Source organism: Burkholderia sp. A2 (assembly GCF_001729305.1).
Taxonomy (GTDB): domain Bacteria; phylum Pseudomonadota; class Gammaproteobacteria; order Burkholderiales; family Burkholderiaceae; genus Burkholderia; species Burkholderia sola.
The window spans coordinates 44,551-69,955 of the sequence record NZ_LZXX01000081.1 but is presented as its reverse complement, the minus strand read 5'-3'; the positions used below and the strand labels follow the sequence as shown (position 1 = coordinate 69,955).

Genomic DNA, 25,405 nt, shown 5'->3' with positions numbered 1-25,405 from the left:
AACTCGAAGCGTGCCCGTGTCGGGCGCACACAAAAAGCCCGGCACAAACCGGGCTTCATCTTCAATTATTGTCTTACACCAACGCTATACATGTCCGGAAATTGACTCGTTCTGCCCGCGAAGGCGCTAGGATTTGCCATTTTCACCATGTCGATGTAACTGGACAAACTGGATACAAAGGATCGTTGTGAAAACTCCCCTTGTGGAATCATGGCGACTTCATTCAATGCACGTCCGTCACCCATGATGGCCGCCAAGGCATAACCTGCATACAAGCTTTCTGGATTTTTGCCATTCTGATAATTTCTCATCCCCCAAATATATCCGATGAAAGGCGAGCCGCTCTTCAATATGGTCTGTTCAGCCATGCTGTTCCTTTTTACCAGCGATCCATCCTGGCCATTTATTTTCAAGTCATTGAAGTATGTGTCAGGGTTTTTGTTAAAAACTTCTCGTATGAGATAAAAGTAGCTGGCTTTGAAGTTTCCTTCTTCAACCAATTTCCCCAAATCTTCAGAGCTCATTTGGTGAGCGGCTATAACATCTTCGGGGAGCGGGTAGCCATTCTTTACTAACCATGCATACTGTCCGGGACGGTTGAAGGCAATGATATTTCCATTGAAATTCTTGTAGAATTCATCCATGATTAAACGATCTGACCCATTGAAAGAATTTTTCAAATCTTCATCCGTCTCGAATTTATCGGGCGCGGATGCCTCCGCGAGCTGAAACTTTTTCGGAATCGAGATTTCTCCCTTCTTCTCGGCAACCGGCTGTTGGTTGCCGAAATTGATTGCGCCGCTTTCGGTACTGATTTTTTCGTCAACAATCTTCGCGGCAGGCGCGGGTTCCCGTGTCGATCGGTAGCCGAAGTACGCAATCAACAAAAGAACTACTGCAATTAATAATTTAACTGTATTATTCATTTTCGTCCCTTAAAGCTGGCACCAATTATATTGCAGGAATTGACTAATGTGCCCACGCATGGCTCCGTACATGGCACACTTGTACTGATCCTGTGCTTCTTCCCATGCCGATTGTCCATGGTCACGAACGGCCTTGGAATAGATATCTGCTGCGGAATTGCAGAAACCATTTCCACCGCAGATTCCGCGCATATCGGAATCGAATTTGTCATCGCATTCGCCCTTTCTGATCCCGCTACCGTAACATACGTCATGGGCATTGCATGCTCCAGTAAAATCGAATCCTCCGATGCTGTTCGGAATGATATGCCTTATCCAACCATTGGCGGGGCCGCATCCGTTCTGAAGTTTGGCATAATTTGGCCAAACAAGCCGAACGCCTGCCCGGATCGGCTGGTTGCGCGCCAATTGCTGTTCGATACTGAAGCGACCGATGTCAGGCGGATTGTTTAGGTCGCAACTTTTGACATTCATCAAATCCATTTTGAGGGATCTTGTGAAATCGCATTTCATTTTCGGTCCGAAAGGGATGTAGGCTTGCGCGAAAACAGATGGCCCGTTGGATGGTGGTCCAATGTCACCCATAAAATCAGAAGGCATCCCCTTCCAACTAGATGCATTGATGTTGATGGGTGGTAGGATGTTTTGTGCGAATACACTGTTTTTAAATATCGTTAAAAAAATAGTGGCAGTCGCTATTTTGGTGATTTTTCTCATGAATTTATCTGCATAATTTATAATAAAAATTCGCATAATTGGTCACCACAATAATTTCATTTGCCCTCCTGGGTGTTGAAATAATTTGACAAAAAATATCTTTCGCCGTGATTGGCGAGAGATAAGTTTTTTGTGGGGGGGTTAAACGGTCGGTTGGTTGCCGATTGACCTAGTTATGTGAATTTTTTTGATGAGCGGTCGATAAAGTCGGTTCTGTCGCAATAAGGGACGCCTGGCAGGCTGTCGACGAACCGGATGACATCCGGGCCTTTGACGGTGCGGACATGCGTCGCGCGAATCAGCTTGTTCAGTCCGAAATCGATCACGCTGATCGCGCACTGCGTCTGGTACCTCGCGGCCGTAGATCGCCCGTCAATCGCTTGAGGGTGCACGCTCCATACTATTATTTACATAGAACTGCGAAACAAGTTGATGAATAAGGCGCCACGAGAGTTGTTGCTTTATCTAACACCGCGAAGTGTCATGCAGCCTTGGATAAGACATCCCTCAACATCAAGGTAATTCCGAGATAGGCCGATTGGATCCGCACGGTCCCATGCGAATTGCGCAAGTCAAAGTCCATGCCTCCAAAGATCAAAAACCCGTTCGGCATTACTACAAGATAATTTCGCAATTCTTTCGTTGTGCTTTCGCATTGTTAGCCGATTTCGGATGGTGTTGCAAGCGGAAGATGCTTTAACCCTACCGAGGTTGCGGTCCACGGGCACGATCGATGACTTGAACCCGGCAGAATTGCCAGGCGAGCCTCCAGCAAATCGCGCGGATGGCGCTAGGAGACGGGTTCATAGAGATTCATATGGGATGCTAACTTTTTGGGCAAGCTGTTAGCGTCGGACACCGAAACAGTTCACGGTCGAGGCGATGAGCAGGCTGGCACTCGTGACATTCTGCAGGCGGTCACAGGTGCCACCGACATGACTCGATGGCGTTTGGAGCAACGCTCAATGCTATTCCGGCGATGCCGGGTCGAGATGGCGCGGTTGCACACGTGGCTCAGCAGGCTGCCCCGGACATAGGCTACGACTGCCGAGGGTGCCGACATTGCTTGAAGAAACGTGGCATCACGGCACGGCTCGCCCGCTAAGATATCGAGAGCAAAGAGCCGCTGGGACATCATCGGTGGATTATCGGAGCAATCCTTTCCGGTTTGCCGGGCGACAACACTACATCGTAGCGGGCAAGCGCTCGGCGATAGCGGTTACAACGAACCCCTGAAGGTCGCAACCGAAAGAGCGGTGTTAAGTTTGCAGTGGCGCTAGCCCGACAAATATTCGAATTTTCTTGCTGAATGTGACAACCGTTTGGCCCGGCTCGGTGCGCCGGTGAGGTCGGTGGCGGGGCGCCCGTGAAACAATTGATCGGGTGATGCCACAATTTTGACCAGGGTCAAGACTCGGGCAGCGCGGATAGGACCAAACGTCACCGGACAAGTGAAATATCGATCGAGTCACAAAAGGGGCAGGCCGGACAATCCAGCAGGTTATCTCATATCGCGGGAAGACCTGCGCGAATCCGCCGATCGAATAGGTTTCGTGAAACGTATGCGAGCCAGCGCGGAATATCGGTGTGAAAGTCAATAGAAGCGTCTAAATGTTCTGATATTCGATCGCGATGTGCGGGAATGTGCGGTGCTTCGCGCGGAAGCCGTGCCGGCCGGGCATGCGGCGTCCGGTGACGCCCGCCCAGGCTTTGCCGCCGCGGGCCCTGCTTCACTGCCGGCTTGCGTGCGCGATGCGCGGATCGACACAGTCGAAAACGGTTTTGTTTTATTGTTCATTCGCGCGCATCGTTTCATTTAAACCCGATACGCATCGCGTCAGGTTGCGATTTATTGCAGCGCGGTGCACAATCGTTCACAAGTGCAATAAATCCGTAGCGGATTTTCTCAGCGGCACGAATACTCCCCGCCATTCGCTGCCCGCCATTTCGGCGGACGCACGATTCGTGCGTCGGGCTCGGCGGCGCGACTGCCGATTTCCGGTCTATCGCGAATCACGGAGCACATGCGCCCGAGGCACGATGCCGTCGGCCCATCGGCCGGCCGGTCCCGACAGTACAGCAAGAGCGCAACATGGCGACTTCCATCGACCTCAATCTTCTCGTCGTTCTGGACGCATTGCTGTCCGAGAACAGCGTCGTGGGCGCGGCCAACGCGCTCGGCCTCAGTCCGTCCGCCCTCAGCCGCTCGCTCGCACGCTTGCGGGTGATGACGGGCGACCCGTTGCTGGTGCGGGCCGGGCGCGATCTCGTCCCGACTCCGCGCGCGCTCGAGTTGCGCGACAGGGTGCATGCGCTCGTCGTGGAGGCGCATTCGGTCATGTGTCCGTGCGAACGGGTCGACATGAGCACGCTCAAGCGCACGTTCTCGATTCGCGCGAACGAGGCATTCGTCGAGACCTTCGCGCCGGCGCTGCTCGAACACGCGTCGCGCGCCGCGCCCGACGTGCGGCTGCGCTTCGCGCCGAAACCCAACAAGCATGTCGACGCGCTGCGCAACGGCGACATCGATCTCGAGGTCGGCGTGATCGGCCAGGCCGGCCCGGAGCTGCGCGTGCAGGCGCTGTTTCGCGACCGCTTCATCGGCGTGGTCCGCGCCGATCATCCGCTGGCGACCGGCGAAATCACGCCGCAACGCTTCGCATCGTTTCCGCAAGTGAGCGTGTCGCGCCGCGGGCAGTTCAACGGCCCGATCGATACGCTGCTCGATTCGCTCGGCATCGCGCGCTCGGTGACCACCGTCGTGTCGAGCTTTCCGACCGCGCTGTCGCTCGCGCGCAGTTCGGACTTCGTCGCGAGCGTGCCGGAGCGGCAGACCGAACGGTCCCGCGTCGGCATGTACAGCTTCACGCTGCCGTTGCCGATCGCGGACCTGACCGTCTCGCAGATCTGGCACCCGCGTTTCGATCGCGACCCCGCGCATCGCTGGCTGCGCGATTGCGTGCGCGGTATCTGCGCGCCGCGCGTGGCCGAGGCGATCGCACCCGCTTGTCACGCGGTCGCTTCGATGTGACGCGTCATGCAACTCTGGTGGCGTGCGTCAACGTCATTGATACATTGCGTCTCGTGCATCTTCCGCAGCGTAAATCGATTCGGTATGCTCGAATCCATTGTGACAACGCCGGAGATAATGCGTGGGACGATCGTTGCATGTGAATTCGCCGAATATTCGTGACGCCTTTAAAGAATAAATATCCAATCCGAGGGGTATGTGAATTGAGGTGAACGGTGGAAATAACGAATCTGAAACATTGGCGTCTTATTCTGGATGGAGAAACGAATGATTCAGTGTGCGGCGAATATAGCGGCTCCCGTGGATGTCGCGCTGAGCATGCGCGAATGCGAGGTGTTGCGATGGGCGGCGGAAGGGAAGACCGCCTATGAGATCGGCATCATTCTCGGCCTGACCGAGCGGACGATCAACTTCCATATTTCGAGATCGATCGTCAAGCTCAACGCGTCCAACAAGACCAATGCGGTCGTGAAAGCCGTGTTGATGGGCCTGATCGTGTTTGCTTGAACGGTACCGGGGCGTCCGTCGCGGACCCCCGGTTGCGGCATCAGATCGCGCCCTGGAACGACAGCACGCGCGTTCTGAACTCTTCCGGCACCGGCACCGTGGTCTTGCTGCCGTAGTCGAACATCACATGCGTGGACACGGCCCGCGCGACCACGGCCGGATCATCGGCCGAATCCTCGGTGCCCGCCTGCCCGTCGCGCACCATCAGGTATTCCAGTTCGAAGCTCTTCGAGCCGAAGCGCGTGACGCTGCTGCGGACCGTGATCGTATCGCCGTACTGCGCGGGCTTCAGATATTCGCACGAGGTCTTGACCATGATGTGCGGCAGCTTTTCCGAATAGGGCAGCTCGAGCAGATCGTGCATGTAGGTCAGGTATGCGTGCTGCAGATAGTCGTAATAGACGGGGCTGCTCACATGGCCCATCGCGTCCGTTTCCCGATACTTCACGTCGATTCGGGTTTCAAAATATTTTCTTGTCATTACGAGGCTCCTTGGCAGAACGGCTGGTGAGAACGTTTTTGGCAGGAGTTAAGTTAGACGTGAACCGCATATCGGAATACTGTCGGAAATCACAGATATCCACTATGTGAAATGCTTCTGAGATAAATGACAGTATCACCGGCGATTTGACCGCGCTCTAATTGGCTCCGTAAATCGGCATCCGATCAGCGAGAGTGGAGCGTTAAATGGAAAAATCCGTTGAGGCAGCGTTGACGCAAGGCGTGGCGGTGATCAGTGCGCAGCGGTTGCGCACCGAGTTGCCCTGCGATCCCGGCCTGGCACGGTCGATCGGCGATGCGCGGCGCGCATTGGCGCGCATCATCGCGGGCGACGACGACCGGCTGGCGCTGATCGTCGGCCCGTGCTCGATCCATGATGCGGACGCCGCGCTGGCGTTCGCGCGCCGGCTCGCGCCGCTGCGCGAGCGGTACGCCGACGTGCTCGAGATCGTGATGCGCGTCTATTTCGAAAAGCCGCGCACCACGGTCGGCTGGAAAGGGCTGCTGAACGACCCGTATCTCGACGGCAGTTTCCGGATCGAGGACGGCCTGCGCGTTGCGCGCAAGGTGCTGCTCGGCATCAATGCGCTGGGCTTGCCGGCCGCGACCGAATTTCTCGATCCGATGACCGCGCCGTATCTCGACGACCTCGTGTCGTGGGGCGCGATCGGCGCGCGCACGACCGAATCGCAGATCCATCGCCAGGCGGCATCGGGGCTCGACCTGCCGGTCGGCTTCAAGAACGGCACCGACGGCAACGTGAAGGTCGCGATCGACGCGATCCGCGCATCGCGGGCGTCGCACAGCTACCTGAGGTCGTCCGTGTCCGGCAGCGTGGAAATCGCGACCACGCGCGGCAATCCCGACACGCATATCGTCCTGCGCGGCGGCAAGACGCCGAACTACGACGCCGCCAGCGTCGCGGCCGCCTGCGCCGCGCTGCGCGACGCCCATCTTCCCCCGTATGTCGTGATCGACGCCAGCCATGGCAACAGCGGCAAGCAGACCCGCGCGCAGATCGACGTCTGCGGCAACGTCGCCGCGCAACTGCATCGCGGGGAGCGCGCGATCGTGGGCGTGATGATCGAGTCGTTCCTTGTCGAGGGGCGGCAGGACCTGGTGCCGGGCACGCCGCCGGTATTCGGCCAAAGCATCACCGACGCATGTCTCGGCTGGGATCACACGGCCGAACTCGTCGAGCAGTTGGCTGCCGCGGCGGTTGCGCGGCGGCGTTCGCCAGCCGGCTTCATCGCGCACGGCGCCGCCGTCGCGATGCAGGCCGTTTCTTACTGAATGAAAGGAGCTCTCTTGAACTCACCCATCGACATCGCCCGCGCGCTCGACTGGAAAGGCGACGGCGCCAGCCGCACGCCATACGAGGCGTATACGAGTGAAGCGCTGTACCAGCGGGAACTCGAGCGCCTGTTCTATGCGAATCACTGGTGCTACATCGGCCTCGAAGCCGAAGTGCCGTCCCCCGGCGATTTCCAGCGCACGGAAGTCGGCGAGCGATCCGTCGTGATGACGCGCACGGAGGACGGCGAGATCGTCGTCTTCGAAAACGCGTGCGCGCACCGCGGCATGCAGTTCTGCCGCGAGCGCTCGGGGAAAGCGAAGGATTTCCACTGCCCGTATCACCAGTGGAACTACGACCTGAAGGGCAACCTGATCGGTGTGCCGTTCCGGCGCGGCGTGCGTCAGGGCGGCACGATCAACGGCGGCATGCCGGCGGATTTCGAGCCCGGCAAGCATGCGCTGCGGCGCCTGCGCGTGTCGACGCGCGGCGGCGCCGTGTTCGCGTCGTTCGACGAGAACGTCGAATCGTTCGAGGACTTCCTCGGCCCGCGCATCCTGCCTTACTACGATCGCCTGTTCCACGGCCCGAAGCTGACCGTGCTGGGCTACACGCGGCAGCGCGTGCCGAGCAACTGGAAGCTGATGGTCGAGAACATCAAGGATCCGTATCACGCGGGGTTGCTGCATACCTGGTTCGTCAACTTCGGCCTGTGGCGCGCGGACAATCCCGCCCGGCTCGTGACCGATGCGCATCACCGGCATGGCGCGATGGTGTCGATCCGCAGCGGCGGCGGCGGCGGCGAGGTGACCCACAACGTGACGAGCTTCAAGGAGCGCATGACGCTGCACGACGACCGCTTCCTCGATGTCGTGCACGAACCGTGGTGGGGCGATCCGACGGTCGTGATGCTCACGCTGATGCCGAGCGTCATCATCCAGCAGCAGGTCAATGCGTTGTCGACGCGTCGCATCCGGCCGATCGGCCCGGGCGTGTTCGACTACGTGTGGACGCATTTCGGTTTCGAGACCGACACGGAGGAGATGACGCGGCGCCGGCTGCGTCAGGCCAATCTGTTCGGGCCTGCCGGCTTCGTGTCGGCGGACGACGGCGAGGTCATCGAATGCGTGCAGCAGAGCTTCGAGCAGATTCAGCACGGCAACGTTTACAACGAGCTCGGCGGCCGGCAGATCGACGAGCAGACCGAACACATGGTCAGCGAAACGCTGGTGCGCGGCATGTACCAGTACTGGCGCCAAGTGATGGAGGCCTGAATGAGCACGATCACGACACGAACGGCACGGCCGTCCGCCGAGCCGCACGCGGGCGGCGCGAACTTCGAGGATTTCTATTCACTCGTCCAGTTCAATGCGCGGTACGCGGCCGTGCTCGACGGCGGCGACTGGGACGCATGGCCGGAATTCTTCGTCGAGCAATGCCGGTACACGGTGGTGCCGCGCGAGAACCACGAGCGCAACCTGCCCCTCGCGGTGATGGACTTCGAGAGCAAGGGCATGCTGAAGGATCGCGTCTACGGGATCAAGGAGACGCTGTTCTTCGATCCGTACTACCAGCGCCACGTGATCGGGCTGCCGTTCATCACGTATCTCGACGACGCGGTGATCGAGGCGGAGACGAACTACGCGGTGCTGCGCACGAAGACCGAGCAGATGAGCGACGTGTACAACACCGGGCGCTACCTGGACCGGATCGTGCGTACGCCGCACGGGCTGCGTTTCGAGTCGCGCATTTGCGTGTACGACAGCGAGATGATTCCGAACTCGCTGATTTATCCGATCTGAACGAGGTGCCGAAAGTGACTACGGAATGGATCGATGCGGTCGCGCCGGAAGCGGTGCGCGCCGACGGAATACTCGGCGTCTGGGTGGGCGGCCGCGACATCGCGCTGTATGCGGTCGGCGACGAGATCTTCGCGACCGAGAACCAGTGCACGCATGGCGACGCGCGATTGAGCGACGGCTTCCTGCTCGACGACGAGATCGAATGCCCGCTGCATCAGGGGCGCTTCAGCGTGCGGACCGGCATTGCGCTGTGCGCGCCGCTGACGACGTGCGTGCACACCTATCCGGTGAAGATCGAGAACGGCCGCGTGTTCGTGCAGCTCGCGCCGGCCGATGCGGCGACGCCGGCGGAGGCGCGATCATGAGCGCGTACGTTGTGTTCGATATCGACGTGCACGACGTCGATGCGTACCAGGCCTACCGCCGGCTCGGCGCGCCGACGGTGGCCGCGTACGGCGGGCGCTTCCTGGTGCGCGGCGCCGAAGTCGAGACGCTGGAAGGAGACTGGGCGCCGAAGCGCGTCGTCGTGCTCGAATTCGAGTCGGCGGAGCGCGCCCGCGAGTGGTATCGGTCGGAGGGCTATCAGGCGGCCAAGCGTCTGCGCGAGCCGGCCGCGCGGACGATCGGCATCCTGGCCGACGGCTACGTGCCGGCGGCCGGCGATCCGCGTTAAGCGAAGTCGAAGTTGAAGTCGAGGGGGTGCCGCGCCGTGTCGATCGGCGCGGCACCCTTTTTTCATTCGGGGCGCCGTCGAATGCGGCCCGCGCCGTCGATTCATCGATGACGGCAATGCGATCCGGCGGAGATTTCCGCCGCCTGTCGTCCGGTTACCCGGTCGATCGCTCCGCCGGGCGACACGGCTTCCGGCGGTTTCCGTTCACGACGTCACGCATGACGGTAGCGGATCGACCAGACCGCCAGCAGCGTCGCGCCGAACAGCAGCAGGCAGCCGAACGAGAAATCGTTCAGCGCGAGCATGTGCGCTTCGACGTCGATCGCATGCGAGACCGACGCGAGCGCGCCGGACGGCGACAGCCCCGCGTGATCGAGCCGCGCGAACCAGTCGCCGGACGCGAAATCGTACGGCGTGATGTGGTCGACGAGATAGGTGTTGTGCACGCGGGAACGACGCTCGAAGTAGGTCGGCGCGACCGAGGTCGCGACGCTGGTGCCGATCCGGCGCAGCGCGTTCTGCAGCCCGGATGCCGCGGGCAGCCGCTCGCGGGGCAGCCCGGCGAGCGACAGCGACACGAGCGGCGTGATGAAGAACGCGGTGGCGGCGCCCATCAGCAACGAATTGGCGGCGATGTCGCCGAGGGTCACGTCGCTGTTGAAATGCATGCGCCAGAACGACGCGGCGCCCCAGCCGACGAGCGCGACGGTCGCGAGCAGGCGCGGGTCGGTGCGGCCCTGGAAGCGGCCGAGCAGCGGCGCGATCACGATCCCCGCGACGCCGAGCGGCGCGGTGGCGATGCCGGCCCAGGTGGCCGTGTATCCCTGCTGGGTCTGCAGCCACAGCGGCACGAGCACCAGCGCGCCGAAGTAGAGCCCGAAGCCGACCGTGATCGCGAGCGTGCTCGTCGTGAAGTCGCGGTCCGCGAACAGCCGCAGGTCGACGATCGGATGGTTGTCGGTCAGCTCCCAGAGGATCAGCGCGACGAACGACACGATGCTCACGACCGCCAGCATGCGAATTTCGTCGGAGGCGAACCAGTCGAGGTTCTGGCCGCGATCGAGCAGCAACTGGAACGAACCGAACGCGGCGGTGAGCAGCAGCAGCCCGACGACGTCGACCGGCAAGCGCCGCGTCGCGTTGTCGCGTCCCTTCAGCAGCCGCGCGAGCACGCCCAGCACGAGCACGCCCGGCGGCACGTTCACGTAGAAGATGTACGGCCAGCTCAGGTTGTCGGTGATCCAGCCGCCGGCGATCGGCCCGAGCACCGGCGCGACGAACGTCGTGGTCTGCCACACGGCCAGTGCGACGTGGCGGCGCGCCGACGGGAATACCGCGAGCAGCAGCGCCTGCGACAGCGCGGTGATCGGGCCCGACGCGGCGCCCTGGAGCGCGCGAAACAGCAGCAGCGACTCGAAGTTCGGCGCCATCCCGCACAGGACCGACGTGAGCACGAACAGCAGCACCGACACGCGGAACAGCCGCACCTGGCCGAAGCGCTGCGTGAGCCAGCCGGTGAGCGGCAGCGTGATCGCGAGCGGCGTCGCGAACGAGGTCAGCATCCACGTGCCCATGTCCGGGGCGACGCCGAGATCGCCCGCGATGGTCGGGACGGCGACGTTCGCGATCGTCAGGTCGAGCGTCTGCATGAAATTCGCGACGCTGACCGCGATCGCGACGAGCGCCAGCGGCATGCCGGCGAGCGGCTCCAGCGGCAGTTTCGGCGCCGCGTTCCGGGTGAAGAAGCGCATCGTCAGGCTCCCGGTGCGAGCGGGCGTGCGCCGCTGTTCGCGCGAATCGTCTCGGTGACGAGCGCCTCGCCCGCTTCGTCGTCGTCGCGATAGATCGACGTGGCGTCGATCGACCGGCGCGCTTCGGGCGGACGGGCGGGCGGCGATGCCGATGCGGTGCCGGGGCCGTGATCGACCGGCACCGATGCCGTCATCGACAGGCCGATACGCAGCGGATGCGCGCGCAGTTCGGCGGGATCGAGCGCGATCCGGACCGGCACGCGCTGGACGACCTTGATCCAGTTGCCGGTCGCGTTCTGCGCGGGCACGGCCGCGAATGCGGCGCCGGTGCCGGCTTCGAGCCCGACGACGCGCCCGTGGAACACCACGTCGCTGCCGTACAGGTCCGAGAACAGCTCGACCGGCTGCCCGGCGCGCATGCCGCGCAGTTGCGACTCCTTGAAGTTGGCCTCGACCCACACGTGATCGAGCGGCACGAGCGCCATCGACGGCGTGCCGGGCGACACGTGCTGGCCGACCTGCACGACCCGGCGCGTGACGAGCCCGCCGAGCGGCGCGTGTATTTCGGTGCGGCGCAGCGCGAGCGCCGCGCTGCGGACCCGGGCGGCCGCCGCGCGCACGAGCGGATTCGTATCGATCGACGTGCCGTCGGTGCGCGCGAGGGTCGCGTCGTAGGCAGCCTGCTGCGCGTTCAGCGCGGCTGCCGCGCCGTCCATCGCATCCCGCGCATGGCGCAGATCCTCGCGCGACACGCCGCCGTCTTGCGCAAGGCTCAGCCGGCGCTGCAGGTCGTCGTTCGCCTTCGCCCATTCGGTGCGCCGCACCCGGATCTGCGCTTCGTCGCGCACCGCGTCCGCGTGCGCGGTGCGGTATTGGCGCACCGCGTGCGCGAGTTGCGCGACCGCTTCGTCCAGCGCGAGCCGGGCGTCGGTCTTGTCGACGCTGAACAGCAGGTCGCCGGGACGGACCCAGTCGGCGTTCTGCACGCGCACGGCGTCGACGGTGCCGCCGATCTGCGGCGAGATCTGCACGACGTCGCCGGAGACGTACGCGTCGTCGGTCGTCTCGGTGCCGCGCGTGGTGGCCCACGCGACGGCGGCGAGGCCGGCCGCGCCGGCGAGCGCGATGAAGAACCAGCGGAAGTAGCGCCGGCGCGCGCGCTGCAGCGCGGGCTCGGCGGCGGGGGATTCGGGACGGTTCATTGGGTGACTCCAGTGGAAGTGGCGCCGCCGAGCGCGGCGATCAGGCGGGCATGCTCGATCGCGAACGACGCGTCCGCGCGGGCGACCGATGCGCGGTCCTCGAGCAGCCGGCCTTCGGCGAGCAGGACGTCGAGGTAGCCGGAAATGCCTTTCCGGTAGCGCTGCGTTTCGATGGTGTAAGCCTGTTGCGCGCGCGACAGCGCCTCGCGCTGAAGCGCGCGCTGCCGGCCGAGGGTGTCGATCTGGACGAGGGTGTCGCTGACCTGCGCGAGCGCGTTGACGACCGTGTCGTCGTACGTCGCGACGGCGGCGTTGTACGCGGCGGTTTGCGCGCGCAGGCCGGCGCGCAGGCGCCCGCCCTCGAAAATCGGCAGCGTGATCGCGGGGCCCGCGCCGAATGTGCCGCTGTTGCCGTGGAACAGCGCGCGGAAGCCGAAGCTCTGCACGCCGGCGAAGGCCAGCAGGTTGACGTCCGGATAGAACGCGGCGCGCGCCGCGTCGATGTTCGCCGCTTCGGCTTCGACCCGGTAGCGCGCGGCCAGGACGTCGGGCCGGCGGCCGACGAGCGCCGCGGGCAGGACGGCCGGCATCGGCAGCGCCGCGGCCGGCGGCGCGGCGGGCGTCAGCGCATCGGCGTAACCGGGCCCCCGGCCGACGAGCGCGGCGAGCCGGTGGCGCAGCCGGGCTGACGCGGCCGCATGCGTGTCGATGTCGGCCTGCGCGTGCGGAATCGGTTCGCTCGCCCTGAGCACGGCGACCTGCATGTCGAGGCCGGCGTCCGCGCGTTGCGACGTGAGGCGCAGCAGATAGCTGTGTTGCTGCAGCGTATCGCGCGCGATCGCGAGCAGTCGCTGTTCGAGCGCGAGCTGCAGATAGGTTTCGACGATCGCCGCCTGCAGCGACACGGCGGCCGCGCGCTCGAGCGCGCGCTGCTGGTCCGCACGCAGCGCGGCGGCGCGCGCCAGCGCGTGCTGCCGGCCGGCGATGTCGAGATCCCACGACGCGCCGAGCAGCGCCTGCGCATCGACCTGCCAGTGCCCGGCCGCGGGCGGCGGCGTCCGGTAGCTGCCCGGCAGGCGCGTCGGCACCGCGCTCGCCGTCGCGCCGAGCTGCGGCAGCAGCGCGGCGTTTTCGACGTCGGCGTCGGCCAGCGCCTGCGCGACCCGTTCACGCTGCGCCTGCAGCGTCGGTGCGCCGGCCAGCGCATCGTCGACGAGGCGATCCAGCTGCGCATCGCCGAATGCGGTCCACCAGCGTTCGGCGACCGTCGGCGAGCCGGCGTCGGCGGCGCGGATCGCGGCGCCCGCATCGAGCTGCTCGACGGGCGTGATCCGGGCCGCCGGGCGTTGCGGGCCGAACGGCGCGCAGCCGGCGATCGCGAGCGCGGCGAGCGCGGGAACCAGGCGGCGGGCACCGCGCGCTCGATCGATGAATAGGGGCATGGTCGGTTTCCTGTCGCGTGAAGGCAAACGATCTGTATCTAAAAATATATCTTTAGATATTATTTGGCGATCGGCAACTGGTAGAAATGGCAGTCGGCCGCATCGGCCGGCATCGTTGAAAACAGCGGAGGGGGTAGGCAGAAGCGGGCGGGTTACGCGATGGCGAGTGCGTCGAGCGCTGCCGCGAGCGTTTGTGCGACGGACTGGCCCGAGGTATCGATGCGGCAGTGCGCGCAGGCGCGGTACAGCGATTCGCGCGCGTCGTGCAGCGCGGCGAGCGCCGCGCGCGGGTCGGCGACGTTCAGCAGCGGCCGGGACGCGTCGCCGCGCGTGCGGTGCCACAGGGTGTCGAGATCGGTCGCGAGGTGGATCACGAAACAGCGCTGGCCGAGCCGGGCGCGCGTGTCGTCGCGCAGCACGGCGCCGCCGCCGGTCGCGAGCACGAGCGCCGGCCCGCGCGTCAGCGCGTCGATCACGTCGGCTTCGCGTGCGCGGAAGTCGCCCGCATGGAATTGCACGGCGACGGGCGCGCCGAAGCGGCGTTCGAGTTCGCGGTCGGCGTCGACGAACGGCAACGCGAGTGCGCGGGCCAGTGCGTTGCCGATGGTCGTCTTGCCGGCGCCGGGCATGCCGACGAGCGCGATGCGCGTCGAGCCGGCCTGCGGGCGCGTGTTCACAGGCGGCTGCGCAGCGACGGCGCGCGGCGCGTCACGGCGGCGATGCGCTGCATCCGGACGTAGTTCGCGAGCGGGTCCAGCGCATCGGCGATGAAGGTGTGCGGCGCGCCGCCAGCCGTGTCCAGCGCAATGCCGGCGACCACGAGCGTGCCGTCGCACAGGGCGTCGGCGAGCGCGCCGATGCGGGCACCAAGCGCCGGCGACGCAGCGCCGAGATCTGCAATGACGCGACGCGAGCGCGGCCAGTCGACCGGCTCCGCCGGGCGTATCGGCCAGCGTGCCAGCAGGCCGCCGGGCAGCGGCGTCGCGGCCCGTGCAGCGGACGTTTCGAGCACCCGCCAGGTCAGCGGCGCCGCGGGCAGGCTTGCGCGCCAGCGGCCGTAGGCGGTCGCCTCGGTGTCGCCGACCGCTACCGCCGGAAGCCGGAGACGCTCGCAGCGCCGCAGCAGGCATGCGATGCCGGCGGCGTCGGGCGTGCCGCGCACGAACGGCAGCAGCTCCAGTTCGTCGTCGTATTCGGCGCGCAGCGCGCGCAGCCATCGCCCGGCGGCGAGCGGCAGGCAGTCCGCCGCGGCGATGCCGCACAGCACGAGCAGGCGATCGTCGCGACCGTCGCGAATCGCGAGCAGCCGGGTGGCGACGCGGGACGAAGCGGGCGCCGTCGTCATGATGCGTCGGGGCCGTCGGTGTGCCGGTCGGTACCGCCCGCGGCACGCGGATAGGCGCCGAGCACGCGCAGCTCGGAAGCGGCGAACGCAATCTCGTCGAGCGCCGCGCGCACGTTCGGATCGAGCGGGTGCCCGCCGAAGTCGATGCAGTACCGATACGCATGGCCGGCGTCCCGTGCCGGGCGCACGTCGACCCACAGCAGCGGTGCGCGGTGGTGGGCGAGCGCATCGAATACGCGCGCGAGCGCGTCGGGCGCATCGGTCGGCCGCAGCACGATGCTCGTGCGGTCGTGGCCGGTCGGCGCCGGCGTCTGGCCGCCGACGATCACGAAGCGCGTGCGATTGTCCGGGTGATCCTGGATCGCGCTGGCGACGATTCGCAGTCCATAAAGTGCGGCCGCGGGTTCGCCGGCGATCGCCGCGCAGTCGTACAGGTGCGCGGCCTCGCGTGCGGCCACCGCGTTGCTGGACACCGGGATGCGGCGCAGGCCGGGCGCATGCGCGTCGAGCCACGCGCGGCATTGCGCGAGCGCCTGCGGATGGCCGACCACGCTGTCGACGCCGGCGAGCGAGCCGCTGGCGCTCAGCAGGCAGTGCGCGACCGGCAGTTCGATTTCGCCCGTGACGGGCGCCGCTTGCGCGATCAGCAGGTCGAGCGTGCGGGTCACGGTGCCTTCGGACGAATTCTCCATCGGCACGACCGCGCATTCCACGTCGCCACGCGCGAGCGCGTCGAATACCGCGTCGATCGTCTCGTGCGCCTGCCCGCGGGCGAATTCGCCGAAGTGACGCAGCATCGCGGTTTCGGTGTAGGTGCCCGACGGGCCGAGGAACGCGACGGACGGCAGCGATTGCGCGTCACGGCTCGCGCTGAACAGCGTCTGCCAGATGGCGCGCAGGTCGCGGTCGCGCAGCCCCCACGGCGCGCGCGTGCACAGTTCGGCGACGATCGACGCTTCGCGGGCGGGCTGCCGCACCGCGAGCCCCGCATGCCGCTTGAGATGACCGATCTCGGTTGCGTGAGCGATGCGTTGGCCGATCAGCTCGAGAAGCTGGTCGTCGATCACGTCGATCTGCGCGCGGCGGCGTGCGATCGCATCGTCGATCGACGATGGGGCGGCAAGTTCGGTCGGCGTCATGGCGTGTCGATCCGTGAAGTCGCGGAAACGGCCGGGCGGTGCGTGGCGAGGTGTGTCGCCGCGCCCGGCTGCATGCGTGCGACGGCGCGCGCGTATTCGGCCTCGAGCCGTTCGACGATTTCGGCGACGCTGAGCACCGCGTCCATCGCGCCGACGCCCTGGCCGGCCCCCCAGATGTCGCGCCACTGCTTCGCGCCGCCGTCCGGCGAGAAATCGAGCTGCGCGCCGTCGACCCGGGCGAGCCGCCGCGCGTCGAGCCCGGCCGCCTCGATGCTCTGGCGCAGGTAGTTGCCGTGGACGCCGGTGAACGCGTCGGTGTAGATGATGTCGGCCGCGCTGGCTTCGACGATCGTGTCCTTGTAGCGCTGCACCACGTTGGCTTCGTGCGACGCCAGGAAGCGCGTTCCGATATACGCGAAGTCGGCGCCGAGCGCGCGCGCGGCGGCGATCGCGTCGCCCGTCGCGATCGCACCGGACAGCGCGATGAAGCCGTCGTAGAAGCGCCGTACTTCCGTGACCAGCGCGAACGGCGACAGCGTGCCGGCGTGGCCGCCCGCGCCCGCCGCGACGAGGACGAGGCCGTCGACGCCGGCTTCCAGCGCCTTCTGCGCATGTCGCACCGTCGTGACGTCGTGCAGCACGATCCCGCCGTACGCGTGGATCGCGTCGACGACGTCGCGCGACGGGGCGCGCAGGCTCGTGATCATCAGCGGCACGCGCCGCTCGATGCAGATGCGCAGGTCCTGTTCGACGCGCGGATTCGACGGATGGCAGATATGGTTGACCGCATACGGGCCGACCGGCGCATCGGGATGGGCGTCCCGGTACGCGCGCAGCGTGCCGTCGATCGTGTCGATCCAGTCGCCGAGCTGCGCGCTGAGCCGCGCGTTGAGCGCCGGAAATGCGCCGACGATCCCGCTCCTGCACTGGGCGAGCACCATCTCGGGATAGCTCGCGATCAGCATCGGAGACGCAATCACCGGCAGCCGGAGACCCTGCAGCGGAAGCGGAATCATGGTCGGGCTCCGGCTCGTCAGCGTGCGAGCGCCGCGCTGTCGCGCCGCTCGGCCAGGCGGTGGTGGAAGCCGTCGCGGCTCACGGCGCAGCGCGTATGCACGCCTTCACCGACGACGCCCACCGCGTCGCGCACCTCGACCCGGTACGTCATCATGCGACCGTCGACCTCGATCAGTTCCGCATCGACCGTCACTTCCCATTCGGGCGGCGTCGGTGCGAGATGCTTGATCTCGAAGTTGTAGCCGACCGTCATCTGACCGGCCGGCAGCAGATGGTCGGTCGCCTGCATGCAGGTCTGTTCGATGAAGATGATCATGATCGGGCTCGCGAGCGCGTGCGCTTCGCCTCCCCATTGATCGGCGAGCGAAATCGTGTCGACGCGGTGGGTGGCGCGGGCACGCAGGCCAGTCTGGATAGTCAAGGGCAGCTCCTGAACGGGTGAGGGAAGGGTAGGCGGTCACGCCGCGCGCGCCGTGGCGGCCGCGCGGCGTTGCATCTGGCTGAAGATGTTGCGGTAATGCATTTCCTCGGTGCCGCCGGCCGAGCCCATCGCGAGCGCGTCGGCGACGAAGGTGGCGAGCGGGCCGCGCCGGTAGCCGTCGCTGCCGTGAATCGCGAGCAGGTGCAGCGCGGCCTGCGCGAGATCGCGCGCGCCCGCGAGCTTCGCGATCGAGCAGTTCGCGAGCGCCTCGGGGCGCTGCGCGACGAGCAGGTCGAGCGCCGCGCGCGCCGTCCAGCGGGTGCGTTCGATGCCGACCTGGATGTCGACCAGCCGGCGCTGTACGTGTTGATGCGCGTCCAGCGCGACGCCGAGCGTTTTGCGGGCGCCGGCGTGCGCGAGCGCGTCGGCGAGAAACGGCTGGGTGACGTTCGCGCACAGCAGGCCGAACAGCGCGCGATTCATCGACGCGATGTCCATCAGCAGGCGCAGCCCGTCGCCGGGCGTGCCGAGCAGTTCGTCGGCGTCGACGCGCACGCCGGACAGTGCGAGATCGCCGATCGGAAGATCCGCGACGCCGAACGTCGCCTGCGGGGCGCTGCGCTGCACGCCCGCACGTTCGGGATCGATCAGCACCAGCGCGGTGGCCGGCTTGCCGTCGCCGGTCAGGGTCGCGACGATCATCATCAGGCGCGCTTCGGGCGCGTGGCTGATGTTGTACTTGTGGCCGTCGAGCCGGTAGTGGTCGCCGTCGCGAACGAGACACGTTTCGAGCGCGCGCACTTCGGTGCCGGTACCTTTCTCCGAGATCGCCGTGGCGCCGATCGCGCCGGACAGCAGCGACGGCAGATGCTGTGTGCGCTGCGCGTCGGAACCGTATGCGACGAGCGCGCGAATCAGCGTCGCCTGATTCGCGAGCGCCATCGCGAAGCCGACGGAGCGCAGCGCCGCGGCGACCGCTTCGAACGCATCGACGAAGTCGTGCCAAGTGCCGCCCGCGCCGCCGAGTTCGCGCGGCACCGGCACGCGCCACAGTCCCGCGTCGGACAAGGCATCCCATGCTTCTCGATGGAAGGCGCCGCAAGGGGCGGACCGCGCATGTCGTTCGGCGATGTCCCGGTATGCGGCGGTCGTCGTGTGCTGTGCTTCGCAGGCGGTGAGAGTCATGTCGGGGCGCGAGACTTTGCATGGATCGTGTCGCCAATCTAATGAAAAGCCCCCGGACGAGAAACTGTCAGTTATTGCACTTCGACGCGGTGCGCGGCGGCGGATGATTCGGGCGCAAGCGGCGAGGCGATGGGAGGCGGAGCGAGATTGCCGGACGTGATCGTGATATCCGTCGCGCATCGGCGCGAGCGAGGGCTGCCGGACGATGGCGGTCACGCCGTGCCGTCGTCGGCGGTATCGCGGCGCTTCGATGACGGGAGACGATCGCGCGTCGGTGGTGAGGCGACACGCGGCGGGATTGCCGACGCTTCGTCGTTCAGGTCGATTCGGTTGACTTCGCAGTCCATATCATTCGGACGACGTTGAATGCATTCGCGTCGAATTCCCGATGCTCGTTTCGTTGCCGTCACACCTGCTGGGCGTCGAGCACGCGTCGGTGGAGCGTGCGACAAATAAACCGCCAGTCGATTCGGACGGCTCGACCCCGTCGCACCGACGATCGGCGACATCATGTCCGGCCTTGCCTCCGTGAAATTGTCGTGCTAGTTTTTCATGAAATTTATCGGCACAATTTTCACGGAATCCGCATGTTCGTGCAGTCCGACCGTCACGTCGCAAGCTACTACGCCGGCACCTACCCGGCGCCGATCCCGCATCGGCCGGCGCTGGACGAACGTGTCGACGCCGACGTGCTGGTCGTCGGCGCGGGCTTCAGCGGGCTGCATACGGCACTGCGGCTCGCGCTCGCGGGCAAGCGCGTCGTCATGCTCGAAGCGAGCCGCGTCGCCTGGGCCGCATCGGGCCGAAACGGCGGACAAGCGCTGCTCGGCTGGTCGTGCGACATGCAGCCGCTCGAGAATGCGCTCGGCCGCGACGGCGCGCGCCTGCTCTGGGACAGCATGCGCTGGGCAGCGGCCGAGGTGCGCGAACTGCCGGCGCGGCATGGTTTCGACATCGATTACCGGCCCGGCAGCCTGTGGGCCGCGGTGCGGCCGCGGCGCGTCGCGATGCTCGCGCAGGCCCGCGACGAAGCCGCCGAGCGGTGGGGCTACGACCGGCTGCGCGTGATCGGGCGTGACGAGATGCCCGAATGGATCGGCGGCACGCGCTATCTCGCCGCGCTCCACGATCCGGAGGCCGGCCACCTGAACCCGCTGAAGCTCGCGCTCGGCCTCGCGCAGACGATCGAGCGCGCGGGCGGCCGCATCTTCGAACAGAGCCGCGTGCTCGACTGCCGCGAGACGGCCGGCGGCCACGTCGCGCGCACGGCGCGCGGCGAAGTGCGGGCGGACGTGCTGGTGCTCGCCTGCAATGCATACGTCGACCGGCTCGATCGCGATCTCGCGCGCCGGCTGCTGCCGGTCGGCACGTACCAGGTCGCAACGGCGCCGCTCGCGCCCGACGTCGCGCATGCGCTGCTGCCGCGCAACAGCTGCGTGATCGACAACCAGTTCGTGCCCGACTATTTCCGCCTGAGTCCGGACAACCGGCTGCTGTTCGGCGGCGGCTGCACGTATCTCGGCGGCATCCCGGCCGATATCGCGGCGGCGACGCGCCCGCATCTCGAACGCGTGTTTCCGCAACTGGCCGGCGTGCCGCTCGACTACGCGTGGGGCGGTCACATCGACATCAGCATGCGTCGCACGCCGGACATCGGCCGCCACGGGCAGCGCTTCTGGTTGCAGGGTTTTTCGGGGCACGGCGTGCTGCCGACGCTCGCCGGTGCGCGCGCGGTGGCCGACGCCGTGCTCGGCGACGCCCACCTGCTCGAGCACTACCAGCGCATCCGCAACCCGCGCTTTCCCGGCGGCGACCGGCTGGCCGCGCCGCTGGAGGCGCTCGGCAAGGCCTGGTACCGCCTGCGCGATACCGTTTGACTGCATCGGAATCCTTCATGAACGAACAGGAAGAGATAGAAAGTCTGGCGATCCTGATCCGCGACCTGCGCAAGCATCGCAAGGTCACGCTGAGCGATCTCGCCGAACGGATCGGCCGCTCGGTCGGCTTTCTGTCGCAGGTCGAGCGCGGGCTGTCGCGTCCGACGGTTGCGGATCTCACCGCGATCGGCGAAGCGCTCGGCGTGCCGACCACGTATTTCTACAGCCTGAGCAAGCCGCGCAGCGTGCCGTGGGTCACGCGGCCCGACGAACGCCGCACCGTGCATTACGCGGCCGGCATTACCGACATTCTCGTGTCGCCGAACATGCGTTCGCGCTTCTCGATCCTCGAAAGCCATCTCGGGCCGGGCGCGAGCAGCGGCGATCGCCCGGTCGACGACAGCGACGAGCAGGGCGGCTTCGTGCTCGAAGGAGCGCTGACGATCTGGATCGACGGCGACGACACGCCCGTCACGCTCGGCCCGAACGATGCATTTCAGCTTCCCGCGCACAAGCGCTTCCGGTATGCGAACCTGACCGACGCGCCGACGCGCGTGATCTGGGTGTTCACCTGAGTCGAGCGGTCGGCGTCGCTGCCCGTCGCCCCGCGCAGCCTGTTTGCAGTACTGATCGACATGCGGCATGCGTTGCGCGGTGCGCCGCATGAGTCCGGTTCGCCGCGTGGCGGCACCGCCCTACAAGACATGGAAAGGATGAGACATGGCTGACGTCGTTCCCGCGCTGGTCAGTGAAGTCCGCGCATTCCGGCAGGCGCACCCCGAGATCCGTTATGTCGACCTGATCTGCCTCGACCTGCCCGGGCATTTCTACGGCAAGCGCTATCCGATCGACGCGCTCGAGAAAGTCGCGTCGGGCTCGCTGCTGAAGCTGCCGCAGAACTGCGTGCTGCTCGGCACGCAGGGCGGCCTCTACAAGATCGGCGATTACTGTTTCAACGACGGCGATCCCGATGCGCCGCGCCGCCTGATCCCCGGCACGCTGAAGCCCGTGCGCTGGGAACGGCAGCCGCTCGCGCAGATGCTGATCAGCTCCGACGGTACCGATTCGCCGATCGAATTCGAGCCGCGCGAGGTGCTCGCGCGCGTGCTGCGGCGGTTCGCGGCGCGCGGCATCCGGCCGGTCGTCGCATTCGAGCTCGAGTTCTACCTGTTCGCCGCGCAGCTCGCGCAAGGGTTGCCGCAGTATCCGCGCGATCGCCTGAGCGACGACCGCGACGATCAGCCGAACATGCATATCGAGCGCCTGACGCGCTTCTCCGACGTGCTGCACGAGATGGTCGACGCCGCGTGCGAACAGGGCGTCGATGCGACGGTGATCACCGCCGAGCTCGGGCCCGGCCAGTTCGAGATCAACTTCGGGCATACCGACGACGCGCTGCGCGCGGCCGACTGGTCGGCGCTGTTCTGCCGCAGCACGCGCGGCGTCGCGTTGCGGCATGGCTATCGCGCGAGCTTCATGGGCAAGCCGTATCTGCATGCGCCGGGCAGCGGGATGCACGTGCACGTGAGCCTGTATGACGACGCGGGGCGCAACGTGCTTGCCGCTGACGGGCAGCGGCCGTTGCGGCACGCGGTGGCCGGCTGCCTCGCGCTGCTGCCGCATTGCATGCCGGTGTTCGCGCCGAATCACAATGCGTTTCGCCGCTACGGGTCGATGGTGAACGCGGCGAGCCGCGCGAGCTGGGGCTTCGAGGATCGCGACGCGTGCATCCGGATTCCGGAGTCGGATGCACGCAACCTGCGGATCGAGCACCGGCTCGCGAGCGCGGATGCGAACCCGTACCTGGTGCTGGCGGCGATCCTGAGCGGGATGGAGCACGGGCTCGATGCGCGGCTCGAGCCGATCGCGCCGCTCAACGACGATCGCGGCAGCGGCATCGATTTCCCGAAGGAGATGCTGTCGGCGGTCGCCGCGATGCAGGATCATCCGGCCGTGCGCGAAGGGCTCGGCAGCGAATTCGTGATGGTGTATTGCGAGAACAAGCGGCAGGAGGAGCTGGATTTTCGCAACGAGATCGGCGCGCGGGAGTATCGGTGGTTTCTGTGATGGCCGCGCGCGTCGAAGCAGCCGGCTAGGGAAGTGCGCGCCAGTAGCGCACTTCCTCGATCGGCGTACCGTCGATCTCGAACGTCTTGACGTCGCATTCGGCGACGAAACCTTCGCGTTCGTAGAACGCCCGTGCCCGACGGTTTTTGACCAGTACCCACAGCGACACCCACGCATGGCCCGCGTCATGCAGCGATCGGCATGCGTGGTCGACCAGCAACGCGCCGATGCGTTGCCCGCAATGCGACGGATGCAGATAGATCGCTTCGATTTCGCCCCAGGCTCGATCCCTGTCGGCGTCGCGCGTCGGACCGTATGCGATCCAGCCGGCCGGTGCGTGGTTTATGAACGCCAGCGCGACGCGCGGCCGTCCCGCGTCGAGTGCCTGGCGCCAGGCCGCCGTCCGTTTTTCGACCGACAGGCCGGCGAGGAACGGGGCCGGCATGATGTCCGCGTAAGTGGCCTGCCACGACGCGACGTGGATGTCGGCGATGGCCGATGCATCGGCGGAGGTGGCCGCGCGGATGTCGATCGTCGTCGTGTTCGGTGCCATGCGCCCCTCGGTGTGGCCGGTTGCCGTATGCCGCGCTGTTGTCCGCCGGGTTCACGCCGCCGGATCCGGACTGCCGTCGATGGTGAAACGGTAGTGGATGTCCACGTGCGATGCGTCGCCAGGTGCATCGGTTTTCTTGAAGACGAACTCGAACGCGGGTTCGAACCAGCCGTCGCGTGCGATTTCCCCGCCGAGGATCTCGACGTCGTACCAGCCGTTGTCGATTTCAACGACGGGCCTGCCCGGTTCGCGATAGCGCGCAAGCAGCGCATTCACCGTGTCGTCGGTGAAACGTTCGAGAATGCGCCACGTGTAGAGCATCACCGCACGATGCTCGACGCGCAATACGTATCCGCCGCGCCGATGCTGCAGGCGGCTGCCTGATTTCAGCAATTCGGGCGTGTCGCCGTCCAGCGTGAAGATGATCGTATACGGATGATTCTCGATGCCGGCCAGCGGAATGACGATGCCTTCCAGCACCGCGTGGTCGCCGCTGTCGCCGGTCGTGAACGCCGATGCGACGTCGTCCGGTAGCCCGTGTTCATTCTTGTAGCGCTTCAGCAGCAGAAGATCGCCGACGAGAAAGTAGTCGATCAGATCGTTGAGGACTTCAGAGAACTCATGCCGCATCGTTGTTCCTTTCGAGCAGCGTGCCGTGCCGCGACATGCTTCGCGGCACGGCACGCGTGGCGATTTTATTCGCCGAGCTTCGATGTCACGCACCCCGTGCTCGAGCATTCGCGCTCACGCTCGCGCAGGAACGACAGCCGCGATTGCGTCATGTCGTTCGCGCACTGGATATCGACGAGGTAGCTGCTGCCGCGCGTTTCGCTGCACTGCGCGTCGCGTTGTTTCAGCCACGCGAGCTGGCCGGCCTTCAGCGTCGCCTGCTGGTCGCCGCTCAGTTGCTTGCGCAGCCGGCCGTATTCGTCGTTGAGATCGCGGTCGGATTGCGAGAACTGCGTGCTCGTGCAATACACCTGGTCGAACGCGCTGCGCGGCTTTCCGCAGCCGGCCGCGTGCGCGGCGAACGGAACGGCAAGCGCGAGCAACGCACAGGATGCGAGCAGATTCTTCTTCTTCATGGTGAGGCTCCTGACTGGGTGAAAACCGGTGAATCCGACGGGCGATACCGTCGCTTATCGGGGTGTCGTACACGCGTCGATGCCGCCCGCGATCGCGGTGGACAGGCGCTGGATCGTCTCGCGCCGCGCGAGCCGCGCTTCCTCGTCCGGATTGACGATCACGCCGGCTTCGACGAGCACGGCCGGAATCGGCGCGGTGCGCAGCACGACGAGATCGTCGAAGCGGTGGATGCCGAGTGGCGGGTCGATCAGCGGGCGGTTCTCGCCCTTGATCGGTTGCGCGTGATACAGCGACGGCCGTTCGCCGGCCGCGACCAGCCGCTCGGCGATCGCCTTCGCGCAACGCAGGCTTTCCGCATAGTGCGGATTGCGTTCCGACACGAACACCGAGAAGCCGCGGAATTCGCGCTGGCGGCCCGCGTCGATGAACTGCTGCTGCATCGAGTCGTGATGGATCGATACGAACAGGTTCGCGTCGGGCGCCTGCGTCGAACGCCGATCGAGCGCGATCTCGCGGCCGTCCGCCGACGTGCGCAGCACGCGGTCGCCGTGCGCGGCGAGTGCGTCGGCGACCGCGCCGGACAGGTCGAGGTTGTACAGGTATTCGACGCGGCCGCTCGCGCCGGTGGAGCCCGGATGCGCGGGCGTATGGCCGGTGTCGACGACGATGTAGCGCCCGCTCGCGGGCTCGGCAACGGAAGCGCCGGGAGCGCCGCGGATTGCGGCGGCGTCGGCCGCGTGCAGCGCCGGCGGTGCGCCGAGCAGCGGGGCGCACGCGAGCACGCGCGCGGCGGCGCGCACGAGCGGGCGAAGGCGTCGGAGGGTTCGGTTCGTCATTGTTGTTGTCGAGAAGGGCGGTCGGCGCGTCGA

The 25,405-nt window shown here is 65.9% G+C and carries 25 protein-coding genes and 1 pseudogene; 10 read left to right on the top strand and 16 right to left on the bottom strand.

From position 1 onward, the window contains the following. Positions 1-65 precede the first annotated feature (65 nt). The gene (locus A9Z05_RS34185; protein WP_084044141.1) at positions 66-926 is read right to left on the bottom strand and encodes a hypothetical protein; all 861 of its coding nucleotides are present in this window, start codon (positions 924-926) and stop codon (positions 66-68) included. Positions 927-935: 9 nt separating this feature from the next. Further along, positions 936-1,643, bottom strand: a complete 708-nt coding sequence (locus A9Z05_RS35950) for a hypothetical protein (RefSeq protein ID WP_141723380.1) — start codon at positions 1,641-1,643, stop codon at positions 936-938. Between the two features lie 2,092 nt (positions 1,644-3,735). Between A9Z05_RS35950 and A9Z05_RS06240 the strand changes: the two genes are divergently transcribed. Together A9Z05_RS06240 and A9Z05_RS06235 are read left to right on the top strand one after the other, a co-directional pair. After that, positions 3,736-4,674 carry a LysR family transcriptional regulator gene (locus tag A9Z05_RS06240; RefSeq protein WP_069617321.1) on the top strand — a complete coding sequence of 313 codons (939 nt, stop codon included), beginning with the start codon at positions 3,736-3,738 and terminating at the stop codon, positions 4,672-4,674. 309 nt (positions 4,675-4,983) lie between these two features. After that, positions 4,984-5,181, top strand: a pseudogene (locus A9Z05_RS06235) (LuxR C-terminal-related transcriptional regulator); the annotation flags it as partial. A 40-nt stretch (positions 5,182-5,221) separates the two neighbouring features. Here A9Z05_RS06235 and A9Z05_RS06230 read toward each other — a convergent pair. Then, positions 5,222-5,662 carry a thioesterase family protein gene (locus A9Z05_RS06230; RefSeq protein WP_069617320.1) on the bottom strand — a complete coding sequence of 147 codons (441 nt, stop codon included), beginning with the start codon at positions 5,660-5,662 and terminating at the stop codon, positions 5,222-5,224. A gap of 206 nt (positions 5,663-5,868) precedes the next feature. Here A9Z05_RS06230 and A9Z05_RS06225 point away from each other — a divergent pair, with 206 nt between their 5' ends. From A9Z05_RS06225 to A9Z05_RS06205, 5 genes are read left to right on the top strand one after another with little or no spacing between them, the layout of a single operon-like run. Beyond that, positions 5,869-6,975, top strand: coding sequence for a 3-deoxy-7-phosphoheptulonate synthase (locus A9Z05_RS06225; protein WP_084044140.1), 1,107 nt, complete (start codon positions 5,869-5,871; stop codon positions 6,973-6,975). A gap of 15 nt (positions 6,976-6,990) precedes the next feature. Then, positions 6,991-8,250 carry a Rieske 2Fe-2S domain-containing protein gene (locus A9Z05_RS06220; protein WP_050018149.1) on the top strand — a complete coding sequence of 420 codons (1,260 nt, stop codon included), beginning with the start codon at positions 6,991-6,993 and terminating at the stop codon, positions 8,248-8,250. Next, on the top strand, positions 8,251-8,778 hold the full coding sequence (locus A9Z05_RS06215; RefSeq protein WP_069617318.1) for an aromatic-ring-hydroxylating dioxygenase subunit beta: 528 nt from the start codon (positions 8,251-8,253) through the stop codon (positions 8,776-8,778). 14 nt (positions 8,779-8,792) lie between these two features. Next, the gene (locus A9Z05_RS06210; protein WP_069617317.1) at positions 8,793-9,143 is read left to right on the top strand and encodes a non-heme iron oxygenase ferredoxin subunit; all 351 of its coding nucleotides are present in this window, start codon (positions 8,793-8,795) and stop codon (positions 9,141-9,143) included. Further along, positions 9,140-9,451, top strand: a complete 312-nt coding sequence (locus A9Z05_RS06205) for a DUF1330 domain-containing protein (protein ID WP_047902672.1) — start codon at positions 9,140-9,142, stop codon at positions 9,449-9,451. Before A9Z05_RS06210 ends, A9Z05_RS06205 begins: the two co-directional genes overlap by 4 nt. Positions 9,452-9,663: 212 nt before the next feature. Here A9Z05_RS06205 and A9Z05_RS06200 read toward each other — a convergent pair whose 3' ends face one another. The 9 genes from A9Z05_RS06200 to A9Z05_RS06160 form a co-directional block, all read right to left on the bottom strand. After that, a complete protein-coding gene (locus A9Z05_RS06200) occupies positions 9,664-11,202 on the bottom strand; it encodes a DHA2 family efflux MFS transporter permease subunit (RefSeq protein WP_069617316.1) in 1,539 nt (512 codons plus the stop codon). A gap of 2 nt (positions 11,203-11,204) precedes the next feature. Further along, positions 11,205-12,404, bottom strand: a complete 1,200-nt coding sequence (locus tag A9Z05_RS06195) for an efflux RND transporter periplasmic adaptor subunit (RefSeq protein ID WP_050014931.1) — start codon at positions 12,402-12,404, stop codon at positions 11,205-11,207. Beyond that, positions 12,401-13,846, bottom strand: a complete 1,446-nt coding sequence (locus A9Z05_RS06190; protein ID WP_069617315.1) for an efflux transporter outer membrane subunit — start codon at positions 13,844-13,846, stop codon at positions 12,401-12,403. The genes A9Z05_RS06195 and A9Z05_RS06190 overlap by 4 nt, the downstream gene beginning before the upstream one ends. Before the next feature lie 152 nt (positions 13,847-13,998). After that, positions 13,999-14,523: a shikimate kinase gene (locus A9Z05_RS06185; protein ID WP_176730165.1), complete on the bottom strand. Its 525-nt coding sequence runs from the start codon at positions 14,521-14,523 to the stop codon at positions 13,999-14,001. Next, a complete protein-coding gene (locus A9Z05_RS06180) occupies positions 14,520-15,113 on the bottom strand; it encodes a hypothetical protein (RefSeq protein WP_141723379.1) in 594 nt (197 codons plus the stop codon). The genes A9Z05_RS06185 and A9Z05_RS06180 overlap by 4 nt, the downstream gene beginning before the upstream one ends. Positions 15,114-15,187: 74 nt before the next feature. Continuing rightward, positions 15,188-16,330 (bottom strand): prephenate dehydratase, encoded by a 1,143-nt coding sequence (pheA, locus tag A9Z05_RS06175; RefSeq protein ID WP_084044139.1) that lies wholly within the window; start codon positions 16,328-16,330, stop codon positions 15,188-15,190. Then, entirely contained in the window at positions 16,327-17,346 is a 1,020-nt protein-coding gene (locus tag A9Z05_RS06170) for a nitronate monooxygenase family protein (protein ID WP_084044138.1), read from the bottom strand. Before A9Z05_RS06170 ends, pheA begins: the two co-directional genes overlap by 4 nt. Before the next feature lie 17 nt (positions 17,347-17,363). Next, on the bottom strand, positions 17,364-17,768 hold the full coding sequence (locus tag A9Z05_RS06165) for a thioesterase family protein (protein WP_069617313.1): 405 nt from the start codon (positions 17,766-17,768) through the stop codon (positions 17,364-17,366). Positions 17,769-17,804: 36 nt separating this feature from the next. Beyond that, positions 17,805-19,169, bottom strand: coding sequence for an acyl-CoA dehydrogenase family protein (locus A9Z05_RS06160; protein WP_256121866.1), 1,365 nt, complete (start codon positions 19,167-19,169; stop codon positions 17,805-17,807). A gap of 371 nt (positions 19,170-19,540) precedes the next feature. On the opposite strand from A9Z05_RS06160, the gene A9Z05_RS06155 reads away from it, so the two are divergent. From A9Z05_RS06155 to A9Z05_RS06145, 3 genes are all read left to right on the top strand, one after another. Then, complete coding sequence (locus A9Z05_RS06155; protein ID WP_069617311.1) at positions 19,541-20,830, top strand: FAD-binding oxidoreductase; 1,290 nt, start codon at positions 19,541-19,543, stop codon at positions 20,828-20,830. 17 nt (positions 20,831-20,847) lie between these two features. Further along, on the top strand, positions 20,848-21,405 hold the full coding sequence (locus A9Z05_RS06150) for a helix-turn-helix domain-containing protein (protein WP_069617310.1): 558 nt from the start codon (positions 20,848-20,850) through the stop codon (positions 21,403-21,405). 145 nt (positions 21,406-21,550) lie between these two features. Beyond that, positions 21,551-22,897, top strand: a complete 1,347-nt coding sequence (locus A9Z05_RS06145; RefSeq protein WP_069617309.1) for a glutamine synthetase family protein — start codon at positions 21,551-21,553, stop codon at positions 22,895-22,897. A 25-nt stretch (positions 22,898-22,922) separates the two neighbouring features. On the opposite strand, the gene A9Z05_RS06140 is transcribed toward A9Z05_RS06145, so the two are convergent. The 4 genes from A9Z05_RS06140 to A9Z05_RS06125 all read right to left on the bottom strand — a co-directional run bounded on the left by A9Z05_RS06140 (position 22,923) and on the right by A9Z05_RS06125 (position 25,372). Beyond that, a complete protein-coding gene (locus tag A9Z05_RS06140) occupies positions 22,923-23,450 on the bottom strand; it encodes a GNAT family N-acetyltransferase (RefSeq protein ID WP_069617308.1) in 528 nt (175 codons plus the stop codon). A gap of 51 nt (positions 23,451-23,501) precedes the next feature. Further along, positions 23,502-24,080 (bottom strand): hypothetical protein, encoded by a 579-nt coding sequence (locus tag A9Z05_RS06135; RefSeq protein ID WP_069617307.1) that lies wholly within the window; start codon positions 24,078-24,080, stop codon positions 23,502-23,504. A gap of 65 nt (positions 24,081-24,145) precedes the next feature. After that, positions 24,146-24,535: a lysozyme inhibitor LprI family protein gene (locus A9Z05_RS06130; RefSeq protein WP_006480817.1), complete on the bottom strand. Its 390-nt coding sequence runs from the start codon at positions 24,533-24,535 to the stop codon at positions 24,146-24,148. Between the two features lie 54 nt (positions 24,536-24,589). Continuing rightward, positions 24,590-25,372 carry an N-acetylmuramoyl-L-alanine amidase gene (locus A9Z05_RS06125; protein ID WP_069617306.1) on the bottom strand — a complete coding sequence of 261 codons (783 nt, stop codon included), beginning with the start codon at positions 25,370-25,372 and terminating at the stop codon, positions 24,590-24,592. Between the last annotated feature and the right edge of the window lie 33 nt (positions 25,373-25,405).